We start from the raw sequence: 1131 nt of genomic DNA on the forward strand, positions 1-1131 counted from the left end.
TGGTCGCCCACGCGGGCACCCTGCGCGCGGCTCTCGCCCTCGCGCTCAGCGAAGCCGGTGCCCCGCCCGCCGCTGAAAGCCGCCCAGAGCTTCACCCTCGATCCTTGGTCGCTGACCCGCATCGACGCCATCGGCCCCGGCTGGCGGATCGAGGGCGTCAACCGGCGCGCCTGACCTGTCGCCGAAAATTCTCTGGACTCGCCACGAATTCCCCCTTGCACCCCCCGCCCCCCGGCGATAATGTGCGCCCCGCATCGACAGGGGGATTGCCCTGCGATAACGATGCCGACTTAGCTCAGGGGTAGAGCAACTGATTCGTAATCAGTAGGTCCGCGGTTCAATTCCGCGAGTCGGCACCATTTTTTCCCAAGGAAAATCAGCGTTTTTAGGGCTTAGCGACGGAAACGGGCGCTCTATCCCATACCGCTATCTTCTCGTCGGATTTACCTAAATTACGCCTCTTGTCGCGACCGACCGTCCGCCGCACACTTAAGAATCCCGGCGCGCCGTATCACAGCTATTCCCCCCGAATCACCTAAGCTTTATGCTTATTTTAGGAAATTGGGTGCAGGATGGTTGGGTTATGACAAGTTTCTGGCACCGATTGGTCAATTTTTTTATGGTTCAGGAGCGGATTACCGTTCCTAAGCCGCGCGCCGTGAACAATTGTTCCGCCTGCCGGTTTTGGGTTGCGCCCGATAAAATCACGCAAAAGGAAGTTCCCTCAACCCGCGCGATCCAATGGGCCAAGGACAATGGCTTCGGGCGCTGCACGGCAAAAGCCGCCCCGGATCAGAATAAGGCCCGGGGCGAGACCAAGCGTTTCACGATGCCAACCGATGGCTGCGGCCAATACGCCAAGCGCCCCGAAACCGCACTGCCCGCCCGGTAAAGATCCCAGTAAAAAAGATTTTTTTGGGCTGTTGCCGTAGCACAACAGTCGAAATTCGGCCATGATCGGGCGTAATAGTCGGCAGGACAGCGCGAACGGGCTTTATCTTGGGCGGCATCGCCCCCACCTTCCTGTTCGACCCAACGACAAACAACGGTTTTGAGCCATGACAGCACCTCTTTCTTCTGTTTCCCGCTCCTCCTCGCCGTTGCGGCGCGCGGTCGCCGTTGCGGGGCTTG

1 protein-coding gene and 1 tRNA gene are annotated in these 1131 nt (G+C 59.3%); both read left to right on the forward strand.

The window, feature by feature from the left end; genetic code table 11:
* Positions 1–284: 284 nt before the first annotated feature.
* Positions 285–359, forward strand: a tRNA-Thr gene (locus VZ95_RS18435).
* Between the two features lie 224 nt (positions 360–583).
* Positions 584–892 carry a hypothetical protein gene (locus tag VZ95_RS18440; RefSeq protein ID WP_045777162.1) on the forward strand — a complete coding sequence of 103 codons (309 nt, stop codon included), beginning with the start codon at positions 584–586 and terminating at the stop codon, positions 890–892.
* Positions 893–1131 lie beyond the last annotated feature (239 nt).

Source organism: Elstera litoralis (genome assembly GCF_000963705.1).
Taxonomy (GTDB): Bacteria; Pseudomonadota; Alphaproteobacteria; order Elsterales; family Elsteraceae; genus Elstera; species Elstera litoralis.